7 protein-coding genes and 3 tRNA genes are annotated in these 15,905 nt (G+C 41.4%); 7 read left to right on the top strand and 3 right to left on the bottom strand.

The window, feature by feature from the left end; all coding sequences use genetic code 11:
• The first annotated feature begins 266 nt into the window (after positions 1 to 266).
• From purB to EMP01_RS03495, 4 genes are all read left to right on the top strand, one after another.
• Positions 267 to 1,622, top strand: coding sequence for an adenylosuccinate lyase (purB, locus tag EMP01_RS03510; RefSeq protein WP_129020094.1), 1,356 nt, complete (start codon positions 267 to 269; stop codon positions 1,620 to 1,622).
• 125 nt (positions 1,623 to 1,747) lie between these two features.
• Positions 1,748 to 1,823 (top strand) — tRNA-Gly (locus EMP01_RS03505).
• A 46-nt stretch (positions 1,824 to 1,869) separates the two neighbouring features.
• Positions 1,870 to 1,955, top strand: a tRNA-Leu gene (locus tag EMP01_RS03500).
• A 35-nt stretch (positions 1,956 to 1,990) separates the two neighbouring features.
• Positions 1,991 to 2,066 (top strand) — tRNA-Gly (locus tag EMP01_RS03495).
• Between the two features lie 328 nt (positions 2,067 to 2,394).
• On the opposite strand, the gene EMP01_RS03490 is transcribed toward EMP01_RS03495, so the two are convergent.
• Both EMP01_RS03490 and EMP01_RS03485 read right to left on the bottom strand, forming a co-directional pair.
• Complete coding sequence (locus EMP01_RS03490; protein WP_129020093.1) at positions 2,395 to 3,000, bottom strand: hypothetical protein; 606 nt, start codon at positions 2,998 to 3,000, stop codon at positions 2,395 to 2,397.
• Between the two features lie 67 nt (positions 3,001 to 3,067).
• Positions 3,068 to 5,377, bottom strand: a complete 2,310-nt coding sequence (locus EMP01_RS03485) for a M4 family metallopeptidase (RefSeq protein ID WP_129020092.1) — start codon at positions 5,375 to 5,377, stop codon at positions 3,068 to 3,070.
• A 747-nt stretch (positions 5,378 to 6,124) separates the two neighbouring features.
• Between EMP01_RS03485 and EMP01_RS03480 the strand changes: the two genes are divergently transcribed.
• Entirely contained in the window at positions 6,125 to 7,570 is a 1,446-nt protein-coding gene (locus EMP01_RS03480) for an ArnT family glycosyltransferase (protein ID WP_129020091.1), read from the top strand.
• Positions 7,571 to 7,649: 79 nt separating this feature from the next.
• Here EMP01_RS03480 and EMP01_RS03475 read toward each other — a convergent pair whose 3' ends face one another.
• On the bottom strand, positions 7,650 to 10,202 hold the full coding sequence (locus EMP01_RS03475; RefSeq protein ID WP_129020090.1) for a YfhO family protein: 2,553 nt from the start codon (positions 10,200 to 10,202) through the stop codon (positions 7,650 to 7,652).
• Positions 10,203 to 10,303: 101 nt separating this feature from the next.
• Here EMP01_RS03475 and EMP01_RS03470 point away from each other — a divergent pair, with 101 nt between their 5' ends.
• Both EMP01_RS03470 and EMP01_RS03465 read left to right on the top strand, forming a co-directional pair.
• Entirely contained in the window at positions 10,304 to 10,612 is a 309-nt protein-coding gene (locus EMP01_RS03470) for a hypothetical protein (RefSeq protein WP_129020089.1), read from the top strand.
• 187 nt (positions 10,613 to 10,799) lie between these two features.
• Complete coding sequence (locus tag EMP01_RS03465) at positions 10,800 to 15,617, top strand: GEVED domain-containing protein (RefSeq protein ID WP_129020088.1); 4,818 nt, start codon at positions 10,800 to 10,802, stop codon at positions 15,615 to 15,617.
• Positions 15,618 to 15,905: the final 288 nt, after the last annotated feature.

Genomic DNA, 15,905 nt, shown 5'->3' with positions numbered 1-15,905 from the left:
ATAGGGTCTATAGGGGGTGATATATACCAGAACGGACCACATCGTAATCTTATGCGGTCAATGATACTTAATCGAATTAAAGGCAAAAAAGTTACAAAGAATCTTAAATATTTTTTAATGCCATTTGTGTAAGGTGCCGTACAAGTATGGATTGTCCGGCTGTAACAAGCATATTTCGAAAGTGGTCTGGTTACAGTATTTTATGATTCTAACAATAGTTTGTACTTTTGCGCTGTTCTATATAAAAAATATTTCATATCAATATTATGCAGTCATCATTTTCTCCATTAGGCGCCATAAGCCCTGTAGACGGTCGTTATCATAAACAAGTACAGGAACTGGCCGGATATTTTTCTGAATTCGGTCTGATCCGTTATCGTGTACGGGTAGAAATTGAGTATTTTATTTTACTGGCAGATAAAGGCATTTTCACGATGCCGGAATCTGTAAAGCCAGCTCAGTTGCGTGCGATCTATGAAGAGATGACTGAAGAGGATGCACAGCAGATCAAGGAAACCGAAAAGGTAACCAACCACGACGTAAAAGCAGTAGAGTATTTTATCAAAGAGCGGCTGAATCAGCTGGGCGGAGAAAGTGTTGCAGAATGGGTACACTTTGGGCTTACTTCTCAGGATGTAAACAATACAGCTATCCCGCTTTTATGGAAAGAAGCTGTAGAGGAAGTATACATGCCTTACCTGCTGAATGTAATGTCTACAATACGCACGATGGCCCGCTCCTGGAAAGATATTTCTATGCTGGCTAAAACACACGGTCAGCCTGCTTCTCCGACAACATTAGGTAAAGAGATTATGGTGTTTATAGAGCGTCTGCAAAACCAGATCGACCTGTTCGGATATGTTCCTTATGCTGCGAAATTCGGAGGGGCGACCGGTAACTTCAATGCGCACCACGTAACCTTCCCGGGCCATGACTGGGTTGCTTTCGGTAACGAATTTGTAAATGAGCGCCTGGGCCTGCAGAGAATGCAGTTTACGACTCAGATCGAGCACTACGATAACCTTGCGGCACACTTCGATACCTTAAAACGTATTGACAATATCCTGATCGATTTCTGTCGTGATATCTGGACATATGTATCGATGGAGTACTTTAAGCAAAAGACAAAGAAAGGAGAAGTTGGTTCTTCTGCCATGCCACATAAAGTAAATCCTATCGATTTTGAAAATGCAGAAGGAAACCTGGGTGTAGCCAATGCTTTATATGAGCACCTGAGTGCCAAATTACCGATCAGCCGCCTGCAGAGAGACCTTACCGATTCTACGGTATTGAGAAACATTGGTGTGCCTATGGCGCATGGTCTGATTGCCTTAAAATCTATTGAAAAAGGTTTAGGTAAACTGTTGCTGAATGAGGCGAAAATCAGTGCAGATCTGGATAATAACTGGGCTGTAGTGGCAGAGGCTATTCAGACCATTCTGAGAAGAGCACAATATCCGCAACCGTATGAAGCGCTTAAAGAGCTGACCAGAGGACAAGAGGGTATAACACAGAAAACGCTGCACCAGTTTATCGAAGGGCTGGATGTTTCAGTAGAAATCAAAAAAGAGCTTAAAGCGATCACTCCGCATAACTATACCGGGGTAGACTTTGAATACTAGTATAAACGGAATATTGGAAAAATTTTTTTGAATTTTTTGACAAAAAAATTTGTGCGATTAAAAAAGAATCCTATCTTTGCAATCCCAAACGGGAAAAGAGTTCTAAAGTTCTTTCAATATTCAATGCAGAAGTAGCTCAGCTGGTAGAGCACAACCTTGCCAAGGTTGGGGTCGCGCGTTCGAATCGCGTCTTCTGCTCCAAATTCTTTAGGGAATTTTTAGACAATCATTTTTATGATTTGCCTAAGCCCTGGTGGTGAAATTGGTAGACACGCAGGACTTAAAATCCTGTGGGCAGCAATGTCCGTGCCGGTTCAAGTCCGGCCCGGGGCACAAAAAACCAGTAGGTACGCAAGCGTACCTAACCTGCAGAAGTAGCTCAGCTGGTAGAGCACAACCTTGCCAAGGTTGGGGTCGCGCGTTCGAATCGCGTCTTCTGCTCCAAGTAAAAACCGTACTCATTTGAGTACGGTTTTTTTATTGTGTCGAACAAATATTACTTTCTTCAAAGGCTGATATAAATGAAATAGGTCATCAACGTTGATGACCTATTTCATTTGCCAGGGAGAACCTGTAAAAGTTCAAACTCTTTACCTGATGATTATTTAGACTACTATTTTTATCAATTGTTCTTGATAAATTCTGAGGTACAGTTAACTATTAAACAAGTATAAGTTTGTTATTTAATAGCTACGTTTTGCCAAAATTGAGGACAATAAAACGGAATAGTAATTTTCAAAGATGATTTTTTATTAATTGGCGTAAATAATTCCTAATTTCTGCTTTTCCCAAATTCGTAACCCAATCCGACCCCTATATATAGTGTATTTGAATGTCTGGTATAATGAGTAAATGGGTTCAATGTATATCTAAAATTACCATTTACAAAAAAGCCATTCCACACTTTCAAACGAGGGTTTGCACCAATTACAAGCCCAAGAGCCCATTCTTTTCCTCCATCAAGAATGTATTCGTATGGATCGGGCATCCAAGCAACACTGCTATGCGAATACTTGCCATAATTCAAGCCTGCGTTTAGATTGAAGGCAAAGTTTTTCTTTTCCCATATTTCATATCCATATAGTGCATTAAAGCTAGTATTTTCATATCTATATAGATCACCTTCTTTTAATTCTCTATAATACAATTCCTTTCCATAAATTAACGCAGATAGACTTAGGCTTTGTTTACCTTTTTTTACTGTATAACTTATTTGTGGCCAAAAATACCTGTAATTTTCTTTAGAGAAAAAGCCTTGTTGTGGCGATGAAAAAACATTTCCATATATATTGTAATCTAATGCGAATGAATGTTTTAATTGTCCTGTTGCATAAATAGAATACAAAATGAATGAAGCTATTAGTGATATTGTTTTCATTTAATCGGGTTTAAATATTCACACGCTGCAAATCACTTATGCTTAGTGCAACGTGTGAATGGTAATTTTATTGTTTAATAAACTGAATGCTTCCTGCCAATTCATTTTGACTGGCATGAAGTACATAATTGCCATTTGGCAGAGCATTCAGATCAATTGTTAATTCACTGGTAGTCGCTGTTCGGTTTAGTTTTAAATTTCCCTGCAGGTCTACAATGTTTATAATAACAGGATTAGCGTCGTCAACAACCGGCATTTTTAAGCGAACTTGTGCTGTACCTGATATTACCGGGTTGGGATTTATTTCAATAATATGGTCTGTATTAAGGAAATAGATTGTTCTGGAAACCGTAGTGCATCTATCACTAACACTAAGTATAGAAGTAGCAAATTGGTTGTTAAAATTAGTAATTTTAAAATGATTATCCCAAGGGAAACCTGGGCTTAAAACAGAATAAGACCAGTTCCCGCTATAAGACCATACATACTGTCTTGCATTACCACCATTAGCATAATAATTAATTGGATAGCCTGAATTTGGAAGGCCTGTGCTTCCACTAAATCCTATAAAACTAGGCCCTGAAATTGAGAGTGGAAGTCTGGCTGTTCCCAGACCTACTGCAGCCCAGGCATTGGTCGTTTGTATCACTTCATTACTACAACTACCGTAAAGTATAGCAGCAGCTAAAATGGCACCATTTTTGGCGTCATTAAAATTTGAATTTGAAGACAAAATGTTGTCGAGGCTGTAGAAAGTTATATTCAAAGCTTTATCGGAGCCGATTCCACCTACAGAAATATTATTAAATGTTCCTTCGGGAGCATTGACGGAACCTTGAGATAGTAGGTAATACCAGTAGTTTTGTACACCATTGTTTATATGCACACCACCTCGGTCGCAACTACCAAAATACCATCTTGGTCCTTTGTAGAAAGCAGGCTGACTTTGATTGTGATCACTGCAACCTTCTGCTGCTCCATAAACTACTGATTGAGAAGGATTGTTCATCCATCTTCTTATTTGTGTATCTTCGCCCAGAGACCAGTTGAGATGTCCTCCATTGATATATCGTTCCAGTTCGTACCCGAAAATATCCGAAAAAGACTCACATAATGCTCCGGGTTCATTGGCTCCATTGAAATTTCCGTTAGCAAGTGTATATCTAATCACTGCGTGGCCAAATTCATGACCGAAAATATCCCTTGTGGCCTGATGGGGTCCGCCGTTCGCGCCATCTAAGCGTCCAAAACGGAGTACATCATCGTTCGGATCGTATGAAGATTGCTTCTGCGGCATATTATTGAGTATCCTTACTTCCGCGCCCGCATTATCATAGCTCTCTCTATTAAATTTTACTTTCCAGAAATTCCATGCCTTTGTACCTAACCAGTGAGGGGTAGCTACAACTTCATCTTCCCAGTAATCATCCTGGTCGAAGGCATTGGTGGTGCATCCCATTATATTATATGGCCAGGTGCAGTTATAACCTCCGAATGCACCTGTAGAGTGGTGTTTTTTTGTCCAGATTTTAGGAGCATTTGCGTCGTCGCTTCTTGCTACATAATGCGAGTACAATCCGCCTCTGTATCGAGTGTCTAAATAAACATTACTTCCATAACCGTAAGATAGATTTCCTGATCCATGGCTTTGTAAATCAAGATCTTTGATGATTTCTCCTGTATGAGCATCAACATAAACTGCTTTTGACATTGCTGGTGACAAAGAGATAATGTTGAACTTCCAAGCCAATACGAACTCTTTGTTAGAATAGTCCTGATTCAGATTTAATTTTGCTATTAAAAGTTCTCCCTTTGGATATGATGTCGCATCTGTATCATTCTTCCATTCTTTGTGTGATATTTCGTATTCTGCATCCTGCCAGCTATAAATATTGCCTGTACCTAAGTAGTCAATTGCTTTGTCGTAAGCCTCATTCTCATTCAACGATGGTGAAACATTTATGCTGAGCCCTTCTGCTGTTTTTCCATTAATGAATTTAATTTTATCATTCTGATGATGCAGAAATATTTCGGCATATTCTACTTTTACACCATTGTGAGTTTGGTTGTACCGGGAGTGTGTTATTCTATCTTCTTCCTTGATGAATGGATAATTATCTCCGGTTTCTCTAACTAAAACGAAGCCATCTTCGTCCCCAAGACCAAAATGTTGTTTATTGGCAAGAAACTCTTCAAGCGTTAATTCTTTATCATACTTAGCTTCCAACCAACCAGAGAAATCGACAATGTCGAAATTTGTAGAAATGAATTGATTTTCTACAGTTAAATATGCAGGTCGATAATCCTGCGCATTTGTGTTGGTAACTGTGCAACATGAAACCAGAATTGCAAATGGTGCAATAATTTTTTTCATCATAAAGTCTTTTGCCTACCATTAAATTTTTTCAACATAGTTTGGCATGGCGTTCTTTTACCTATGTTGAGTATAGTGATAAATATTGGTGTTTGAAAAACGCTTGGTAATAATAGTATTTGTTAAAATTAGATAGCGGATACTTGTTTTGCAGTTCAAAATGAAACTCTGCGCAAATAAAAATTATTAATCATAGTTAGGGATGTCATACTTTGATATTAACTGTAGTTAGTGATTTTCATATTTTTTTAAATTTGAATGTATTGTTGTTCCTTATTAATATTATATTTTTCGGTAATTGTTTAAGTTTAAATGTTAAAAAACCTTATTGCTGAAAAAAATGCAAATGTATAAATATTGTTGGTATAAAGGCAATATATTTAATAGTTTTGTGAATTATTTATCCAGCTTAAATTTATAGAGTCAAACTATTTTATTTGCAATTTGAGTGTTGTAATTCCTTTGAGAATATATTGTCGCAACGTACTATCCACTTACACTACATCATTGTCCTTTTGTAAGCCGTTAAAAGCAGCAGGACTATTCTTCTGCCAAGGTTGGGGTCGCGCGTTCGAATCGCGTCTTCTGCTCTCTTCAAAAGTCCAAACATATTGTTTGGACTTTTTTTATGCCCTTTTTTGAAAGATCTGCTATCTTACCAGGATCTTTTATTGCCCGCTTATTTTTACGTAGACATTAGTAATATTGCGTTCTGTTATGTAGCAGATCTAAAAATGTTTTCATAGTCTCATGCCTCAGCAATTCCATCAGAACCGAATTATATATGCTGCCCTGTTTATCCTGGCCTGCATTCCCTTATTTGCCGGTTTGGGTAGTTTGTCCATCCGGCTCTGGGATGAATCGAGACTGGCGGTAAATGCCATAGAAATGTATGAAAACCACAATCCCTGGGTTACCTATTTCGATGGCAAACCTGATATGTGGAATACCAAACCGCCATTGATGATATGGCTGCAGGTATGCTCCCTGAAATTATGGGGCATTAATGAATGGGCTATACGTTTTCCTTCTGCAATGGCCGCCCTGCTGACACTGATTTTTTTGTTCCGGTTTATACAACAACGCATTGGAAACCCGGTATGGGCAATACTTACAGCCGGTATACTGGTAACGACGAAAGGTTATGTAGACCTGCATGTAACGCGTACGGGAGATTACGATGCCCTGCTTACTTTATGGACTACAGTAGGAGGAATTAGTTTGTGGCAGTATACCGAGACAAAATCTACCCGCCAGATCTGGATAGCGGCTGTGGCATTCGGTTTGGGCGTGCTTACCAAGGGGGTTGCCGGATTATTATTTGTGCCTGCTCTCGTCTTTTATCTCCTGCTGAGCGGGCAATTACAGGCTTTTCTCCGCAATAAAAATACTTATTTCGCAATAGTACTTTTCTTGCTGATAGCGCTACCTTATTACTTTATCCGCGAGCGGTATAATCCCGGCTATCTTCATGCGGTGATGGAAAATGAACTGGGCGGGCGTTTTCTGGAAGCAAAAGAAGCCAACGACGGGAACTGGACTTTCTACCTTTCCTGGATGACGGGCAGAGACTTTATTTTCTGGTTCCTGTTTGTGCCTGCAGGTATGTGGCTGGGGTATCGGCAACGCCGTACCGCACATGGCCGCTTGGTCCTGTTTACGGCTTTAATGGGCCTGGGGTTTTTGCTGATGATCTCTCTGGCCAAAACCAAGCTGGGCTGGTATGATGCCCCGGTATATCCTTTCTTAGCCATTGTAGCGGCTTATGCTTTGTCGAGCGCATATCAATACCTGCGCCATGCGGCAAACATCAGCCAGCTGAAGCGCAGGATGGGGATCGGTTTCTTGATATTATTGTTTACGACGGCCTATGTTGTGTTGTTGAAAGATACCCTTTCGGGAAATGATGCACATGCGGAAATCAACGTGCAGCACATTAGCCAGTATAACAGAGGAGATGAGGATGAAAAGGGAGCTGTATTGGTTTTTGATGATCACTATAATGCACCTTTGAAATTTTATTTGTATCAGGCTAAAGCAAAGGGTTTGATCATGAAAAAACAGGAGGTGCCGGATCTTGCCGGAGCGTATATACAGAGCCAGGTAGGGGATAGTGTTGTTACGGTATCAGATCCTTACCTGATCAGGCATCTGCTCCATTATCATGGTGCCGTTATATGGCAGATAAAGAAATAAACCTATACATAGTAAGCAAAAAAAGTGCGGACAGTTTAACTGTCCGCACTTTTTTTAATGTAAGTATTTACGTCTGTATTTACACCAGTTCGTCGTTCGGTGTTTCCTCTTTAGGCTTATTTCTTTTTATGAATGCCATAACAAGAGCAGCCAGCATAATTACAGTGAGGACAATACTACCGATAGTGGTAATATTTTCTGCTTTCTTAAACGCTTTATCCTCGTAGATAAATTTGATTTCATGTTTACCTGCAGGTACTTTAATACCTCTTAAAACATAGTTTACGCAATAGATCGGCGTTTCTTTACCATCGACAAATGCTTTCCAGTTTTCCGGGTAATAGATCTCGGAAAATACGGCGAAACCATCATGATCATTTACAGATTCATAGGTTAATGCCGGCAGATCATATTTGGTCAGTTTGATGCGTGCAGTAGAATCTTTAGTGTATTTGTCGGCTCCTATTGCAGCACGGTACTGATCGCGGATTACGGCCGTTTTCAGTGCATTGAATCCACTGTTCAGGCTATCCGGTTTTGCATCCTGGATACTTGGGGCATTCATGCTCAGAATCGTCTCATCAGCTGTTTTGGTAAAGTGAATTTCTGATACAAACCATGCATTGCCCAGTGCATTGGGATTCGGAATTAATCGCTCCTGTCCTGGTTGCTGACCCTGTGTAATGATGTATTTTGTATTCAGCATGTTCAGTACTGAACTGTTCAATTTGCTGATTTGTGTTTCGATCAGATCCTGGTAAATCTGCAGTTTTGCAGCGTGATACCCGCCTATTGTTTTATAGAAATAGGAAGATTTGGCATCATTGAATGTATTGATCGACAGATCCAGCACACGGAAGTCAGGGTCTTTGTCTTTCAGGATTTCGACATCTACCGGGCGTGGGGTATAATAGTTCTGTTCCAGGGTAGCCGCATCGGTATAGGTCTCTTCATGCTCATAGCGGTGTCCTACACCCCATAAGTCAATAATACAGAACAGTCCCAGTAAGGCAACCGCAATATTTTTCTGTAATTTCTCGGTTGCATATGCCCATATTGCACCAGCGGCAATCAGAATGAATAACAGGCTGCGGAAGCTGTCTTTCAGAGCCAGTGACTGGCGGTCTTCTCTGATGGCTTTCAGCAGATTATTGGCATGCTCTCCGTAAGATTTTGCCATTTCAGCATCACCGTCTCCTTTAAAGCTCATCATCGTCTGGCTGTACAGCAGGATCAGTACCGTTAAGCCACCGGTAATGTACAGTGCTTTTTTCAGCATGGCTATGCGCTGCTCTTTTGTATAGCGATCGCTCATGAACTCGTGCAGTCCCCAGAAGCCCAGTAAAGGGAATAATATTCCGGTGATAGACAGTGCCATGCTCGGCGTTCTGAACTTGTTGTATAAGGGCAGGTGGTCGAACAGGAAGTAGTTAAATGCTTCGAAGTTTTTACCCCATGACAGCATCATAAATAATACTGATAATGCCGTAATCCACCATTTTAAAGGGCTCTTGATTGCAAACAATGCCAATACAAACAGGAAGCAAACAATCGCACCAAAGTAGATAGGGCCGGAAAGGAATGGCTGTGGCCCCCAGTAGGTTGGTGCTCTGGAGGTCATCTGCTCTACCTGGTAGTCTTGTACACCCAGCTCCGAGAGCGCCTCTCCGAATTTGGAATTTGGACCGATGTTTTCACCACTCTGTCCGCCATACAGGTTCGGTACCAGGATACAGAATGTCTCTCCGATACCATTGCTCCACTGGAAGGCATAGTCTTTGGATAAGCCACTTTTATTCTTGTTCTCTTCGGGGTTGTCTTTTTTGTTGATGGTTAACTCGCTGGCATTACCCCTGATAGAATACTTACTATAGTCTGAGGTGATGATGATGCTGGCATAGTTAAGCAGGAGCGATACCCCTGACAGCAGCAGGATCAGTAAAGAGCCTTTGACAAAAGACATTAACTGTTTTTGGCGAATGGCAATAAAGAGGAATGCCAGTCCTAATACTGCAAAAACGATAACGCCGTAATAAATAATCTGGAAGTGATTGGCACCAATAAACAAAGCCATGAATATACCGAATAACAATGTACCTAAGGCATACCTGCCGCGGTAAATATAGATGATACCTGCAATGACTCCGGGGAATAGCAACAGGTCTATCATTTTGGTCACGTGCCCTGCCGCAATAATGATGAAGTGGTAGGAGGTGAATGCAAATGCAACCGAGGCTATTCCGCTCAACCATGAATTGAGTCGCAGTGCTTTCATGAGCAGGAAAAAGCTCACCATAGCCAAGAAGAAGAGCATAATCGGGTTAAGGCTGCCGTCGTCCGGCTGCAATTGTACTTTTCCAAATATGGTATTGTACCAGTTGGCAGAGCTTGGCTGATAGATCATTGAAGCAGGAGACCCACCGAACATGGAGTTAGACCAGCCCGGTCCTTTACCATTCACGGCATAATAGTCTCTGGCTTCTTTACTCATATACATCCAGCTGATGGTATCATGTGGAGCTATGCGGTTACCTTTAAGGGCCGGAGCACAGTATAGTGCGCTAATAATCAGAAATGCAATGATGACTATAGCATCAGGCAGGAATCTTTTTATTCCGTTTGTTTTTTGCATGTGATAAAAAAAGATTTTGGATAAGCAACAAAAATAAAAAGTTTATTCAATTTTTGCATTAATTCAATCTTTAATCAGAAAACAAGAAAGAACATTGTAATATGGATAGAATCACCAGACTTAAAGAATTTTTAGCCCAATCGCCTCAAGATCCTTTTCTCGTGCATGCTTTGGCACTGGAGTATGTAAAAAATGATGCCCTTGAAGATGCAGAAAAATATTTTAATGATAACTTAAAAGCCCGGCCGGAATACATTGCAACCTATTATCATTTAGGCAAGCTGCTGGAGCGTACAGGTAAGGAGTCGGCTGCGGCGGAAATATATGAGGCGGGGATTGAGCGTGCCCGTGCTGCCGGTGACATGCATGCCATGGGAGAGCTGCGGTCTGCCCTGGATAATCTTCTTTAAAAAAAATATTTCCCTGCAAACCAACCCTTTTATTTTGGGGCCTGTCTACCTTGTTAAGGGTATTTGTATATACATACATTTGTTAAGAAATTATAAAATTTTTTTCTTTTAAAATATAAGAAATTGATAATAATTTTTTTATATTCGTGAAGCAAACTAGTATATAAGGATTTTTAAAATTTAAAGTATGAAGCAAAACTTTACGTTTATTGAGAGAGCAAAACATTGGCTTTTCTCTTTACTGCTTATTCCGCTGGCGTTTATGCCGCGTTTGAGCCATGCTGTTGTCTATACAATAGGTACTACAGGTACAGCAAACAGCACAACCGGCGTTGTGCCGTACTCTACCTACTATCATGATAACAGAATACAATATCTGTATCTTGCATCTGAGCTGACTGCTGCAGGTGCTACTGCCGGTAATATTAACAGCCTCGGCTTTAATATTACTTCATTAGGTTCTCCGACTCCGTTGAATGTAAACATCAAGATTGCTGGTATATCTAATACCATCACTTCGATTACTGCGTTACAGACAACTGGTATGACGAATGTGTATACTGCTGCCACTATGACTCCGGTTGTAGGATGGAACACGTATACCTTTTCGACCCCATACTTCTGGAACGGAGTAGACAATATCCTGATCGAGGTGTGTAGAGATAATACCAGCTATAGTGTAAACTATGGCTTTAGATGTACTACATTCACTACTACCCGTACTTTTGGTTATTATGCTGATGGTGTTGCAGGTTGTTCAATGACAACTGGGAATACTGCCGGTGCAACTGCATTTTTAAGCAGACCGGATGCACAGTTTGATATCGTAACTGGTCCAGCATGTACTAACCCTCCTCTGGCCGGTTCTCCGGTTCTTGTAGATTCTATTTGTCCTAACGTGGGATTTGCCCTGGTAGATACTGGTGCTACAATCGGTAGCGGTATGACTTATCAATGGGAACAATCCGCTACTGGTGCTGCAGGTTCATGGTCTAATGTGACCAGCGCGGTAAGCCCTAACTCTTACCTGACTGCAGGTATTACAGCTAATACTTATTTCCGTATGAAAGCAGTATGTAGCGGTGGTACTCCGGTTTACTCTACTGCTAAGCTGGTTGCTGTAAAAAGCTGGCTGAACTGTTTCTGTGTACCAACCTTCCAATATGGTTGTACTTTAGGTCAGATCAACAGTTTCTCTACTACTGGTGCTATGGTGAACGTAAGCAACCTGAACTCTGGTTGTTCTCCTGCCAGCTATGGTAACTTCATGGCAATGTCGATTTCTAACGCTGCAGGTTTCCCGTTCAACTTTAATGTAAGCTTAATGACTTATGGTTGCGGTGTTATGATCTGGGCAGACTGGAACCACGATGGTGTGTTCAGTACTTCTGAGATTTGTGCAAACTCTGGTGCTACCATGGTAACCAGCGGTACCTTTACCGGTACGATCACTCCTCCTGTAACGGCACTGGCTGGTCCTACCCGTTTACGTGTAAGAACGGTATATAATACTACTAACTTTGATCCATGTACAACATACAGTTATGGTGAGACAGAAGATTACACAATCAATGTTGTAACTCCTCCTGCTTGTAACACAATTACTTTCCCTACTAACGTTCACTCTGATGCATCTCCTGGTAAATTATGTGTTACCGGTAATGTAGTATTGACTATTGACTCCCTGATGCCTCAGGCCAGCGGAATCACTTATCAATGGCAAAGTGCACCTGCTGCTACTGGTCCATGGACTAACCTGGGTACTGCTACAGCAACTCCTGGTGGTAGTGTTACTGGTCTGACTGCAACTACATACTATCGTATGCAGGTACTGTGTAACGGTTCTCCGGCAGTAACCTCTTCTGTAGATACTGTTATTGTAAATAACCCTGGTACTGTAACTGGTACAAACGGTCAGCGTTGCGGACCTGGTCAGGTATCTCTGGGTGCTACACCATCTATCGCAGGTACACAGATTAACTGGTATACAGCAGCAACGGGTGGTTTACCAGTAGCTACAGGTCCCGCATATGTAACTCCGTACATCCCTGCTACTACCAACTTTTATGCTGCTGCTGCTTCTGGTACCAGCCCGGTTTCACAATGGGTGGGTACAGGTACTACGGCATTAAGCATACCTAACCCTTACTATAACTATTATTATGGTAATAAGAATCAGTACCTGATCCGTGCATCAGAACTGACAGCTTTAGGGTTCGGTCCTGGTACTATCCAGTCAATAGCATTTCAGGTGATTGGTGCCAATACTCTGGCACTGACCAACTTCGAAATCAAAATGAAGCAAACAACACTGACTGCTTTAGCTGCATGGGAGACTGGTATGACTTCTGTATATACCAATGCTTCATACTTACCGACTGCTTCCAGCACTAACGTGCACACACTGAGCACTCCGTTTGTATGGGATGGTGCATCTAACATCATTATTGAAACCTGTTTCAACAATACATCATATGTATCTGGTAACACCGTAGCGGGTAGCACAACAAGCTTCAACTCATCATTATATTATTATGGTGATAACGCTGTAGTATGTTCTGCTCCTGCATATACCTACACCAGCACCAGCCGTCCTAATATCCGTTTCAACATGCTGGTAGGTTGTGAATCTCCACGTGTACCGGTTACTGCTACAATCAACCCTGGTCCTGCTGCAACTAAGTCAGCTCCTCCGGTTGTATGTAATAATGCAGTTGCGACTTTATCTATGACCCCTCCGACTCCGAATCCTTATACTCCATACAAATGGTATCCAATTACAGAATTATATACTGATGCTGCGGCAACTATTCCATACACTGGTGGTTCTGCAAATACAGTTTATATGAAATCTTCTGTAGCTGGTCAGCACACTTATTATGCAATCGGTGGCGATACTACTGTAGCGGCTACTACCTGTTCAAGAGCGGATACCTTTAATGTATGGGTACAACCAGGTAACCAAACGATTACCGGATTCCCGGATACGATCTGTAACAGCGGTACAACTGTACTGACAGTAGTACCTACCAATAACTATTATCCAAACAGCCTGCAATGGCAACAGTCTAATGACAATGGTGCTACATATGTGAATATAGCCAGTGCTAATGGTACAAGCTATACCACTGCATCGCTGACGGCTAACAAATACTATCGTCTGATGGTAAATGCGGGTTCTAGCGTATGTGCATCACCAACCAAATACATTGTAGTATCTACACCAAGCTTTGTATCTAAAAAAGACAGTATGCATTGCGGACCGGGTTCTGTAACCCTGGAAGCTACTACTGCCGGTAACAGTACACCAAAATGGTACGAAAGTGCAAATGGTGGTATTGCAATCGGTTCCGGTTCTCCTTGGCAGACGCCATACCTGACACAAACAGATACTTTCTGGGTAGTTGCAGGTGGTGGTATGACACCAACTAATGTGAATATCGGGTCAGGTACTACGACCAGTACTGGTGCGGTATCTCCATTCTACGGTATAGGTGGTGGTTACAGACATCAATACCTGATCACTGCTGCGGAAATGACTGCTGCAGGTGCAACAGGTGGTTCTAAAATTCTGAATCTGGCATTTGACGTTGTTACTTCAGGTGCAACTTATAACGGATTTGCGGTGAAAATGGGTCATACTACAGCTACAACTTTAGTAACCAGCTCATGGTTACCGGTTACAGATGTAAAACTGCCTGCTAACTGGACCACAACTACCGGTTATAACACCCTGACATTTGACGTACCATTCATTTGGGATGGTGTATCTAATGTGGTAGTACAAACTTGTTGGAGTAATAATAACTCTTCTAACACGTCTAATACAGTTAAGTACCATACGACTTCATCTGCTGCTACACACTATAATACTTCTTATAGCTTTACACCAGCCGATGCATGTAACTATACTGCGACTGGTTCTGTACTGAGTCAAAGACCAAATATGCGCTTCCTGATCACTAAACCTTGTGAATCAACACCACGTCAAATGGTAATTGCGTATATCCGTCCTGTACCAGCTCCGAACCTGGGTGCGAATATCGATACCTGTATCAATCAGGGCAGCACAATTACCCTGAACCCTGGTACACTGCCTGATAACCCAGTATTTGTATGGGATAACGGTGCAACTACACAGACAAGAGGTGTGATGCAAACTGGTATCTACAATGTGAAAGTAACCAACACATATGGTTGCGTAGGCAGAGATACGATTGATGTAAACATGAAATGGAATCCTGTTGTAGACTTAGCAGCTAATGGTACAGGTCTGTGTCTGGGTGGTACAAAAGTTCTGGATGCCGGTACAGGTGGCCTGAACGGTGGTAACTACTACTGGAATACAGGTGCAACCAGCAGAACGGTTACTATTTCTAACCCGGGAACATATATTGCTTATGTAACCAGCAACCAGGGCTGTCTGACCATTGATACAGTAGATATCGTACCAAGCGGTTATATGCCAACAGTTGATGCGATCATTACTCAGCCATTATCTGCAACCGGTTTCAAGTTCTCTGTACTGAACCCTCAGAATGTTGCCAACTTCGTTTGGAACTTCGGTGACGGATCTGCACCGGTTACTGTGCCTGTTTCTACGTCAACAGTAGGTTTAACCAACCACACATTCCCTGGTGGCGGTAACTACAACGTGACACTGAAAACATACAGCGTCTGCGGTGATATTACAGACAGTACTATGGTAACTATTATCGGCGGTACCGGTGTCAATGATATAGACAAAGATGCTAAACTGGTACAGGTTTATCCTAACCCGAATAATGGTGATGTACTGTATGTTGAAGCAGTAGGAGCAGTTAAAGTGAAAGAACTGGTTATCTATAATGCTATCGGACAAGAGGTATTAAAAGTGAATGCTTTTGAATCTACTACCAATAAGCATAAAGTAACCCTGCCACAACACCTGGCTGCCGGTATATACAACATCCGTATCAATACCGATAAAGGATTGACAACACGTAAACTTGAAATTGCGAAATAATCTGTTGCAATTCCATATAAAAAAAGGCCAGCCGTAAGGTTGGCCTTTTTTTTATGGCTGTCTGCCTGCAGGCGACGATCAGCACCAGGTCAGATACGCACCATAAAATGGGGAAATAGAGGAATACTACAGGTCTTTTTTGCTTAAAGAGAATACTTAATTTTTTATATGGAATATTTTTAAAGATATACCAACCTTTATTTACAGGGAGATGTCTAATTAAAGATGAGAGAGCTGTATTTGGGTCATAATCACATTATGATCTCTTTATGGCGTCTCCATTGCTGT

It is taken from the genome of Edaphocola flava, assembly GCF_004118155.1.
GTDB classification, from domain to species: domain Bacteria; phylum Bacteroidota; class Bacteroidia; order Chitinophagales; family Chitinophagaceae; genus Edaphocola; species Edaphocola flava.
Note: the sequence above shows the minus strand (reverse complement) of the source record. Positions and strands in the feature narration are given on the sequence as shown.

Excerpts from the sequence above, each read along its gene's own strand:
- EMP01_RS03475 (WP_129020090.1), bottom strand. The coding sequence starts at position 10,202 with ATGCAAAAAACAAACGGAATAAAAAGATTCCTGCCTGATGCTATAGTC.
- EMP01_RS03465 (WP_129020088.1), top strand. The coding sequence starts at position 10,800 with ATGAAGCAAAACTTTACGTTTATTGAGAGAGCAAAACATTGGCTTTTC.
- EMP01_RS03470 (WP_129020089.1), top strand. The coding sequence starts at position 10,304 with ATGGATAGAATCACCAGACTTAAAGAATTTTTAGCCCAATCGCCTCAA.
- EMP01_RS03490 (WP_129020093.1), bottom strand. The coding sequence starts at position 3,000 with ATGAAAACAATATCACTAATAGCTTCATTCATTTTGTATTCTATTTAT.
- EMP01_RS03480 (WP_129020091.1), top strand. The coding sequence starts at position 6,125 with ATGCCTCAGCAATTCCATCAGAACCGAATTATATATGCTGCCCTGTTT.
- EMP01_RS03485 (WP_129020092.1), bottom strand. The coding sequence starts at position 5,377 with ATGATGAAAAAAATTATTGCACCATTTGCAATTCTGGTTTCATGTTGC.
- purB (WP_129020094.1), top strand. The coding sequence starts at position 267 with ATGCAGTCATCATTTTCTCCATTAGGCGCCATAAGCCCTGTAGACGGT.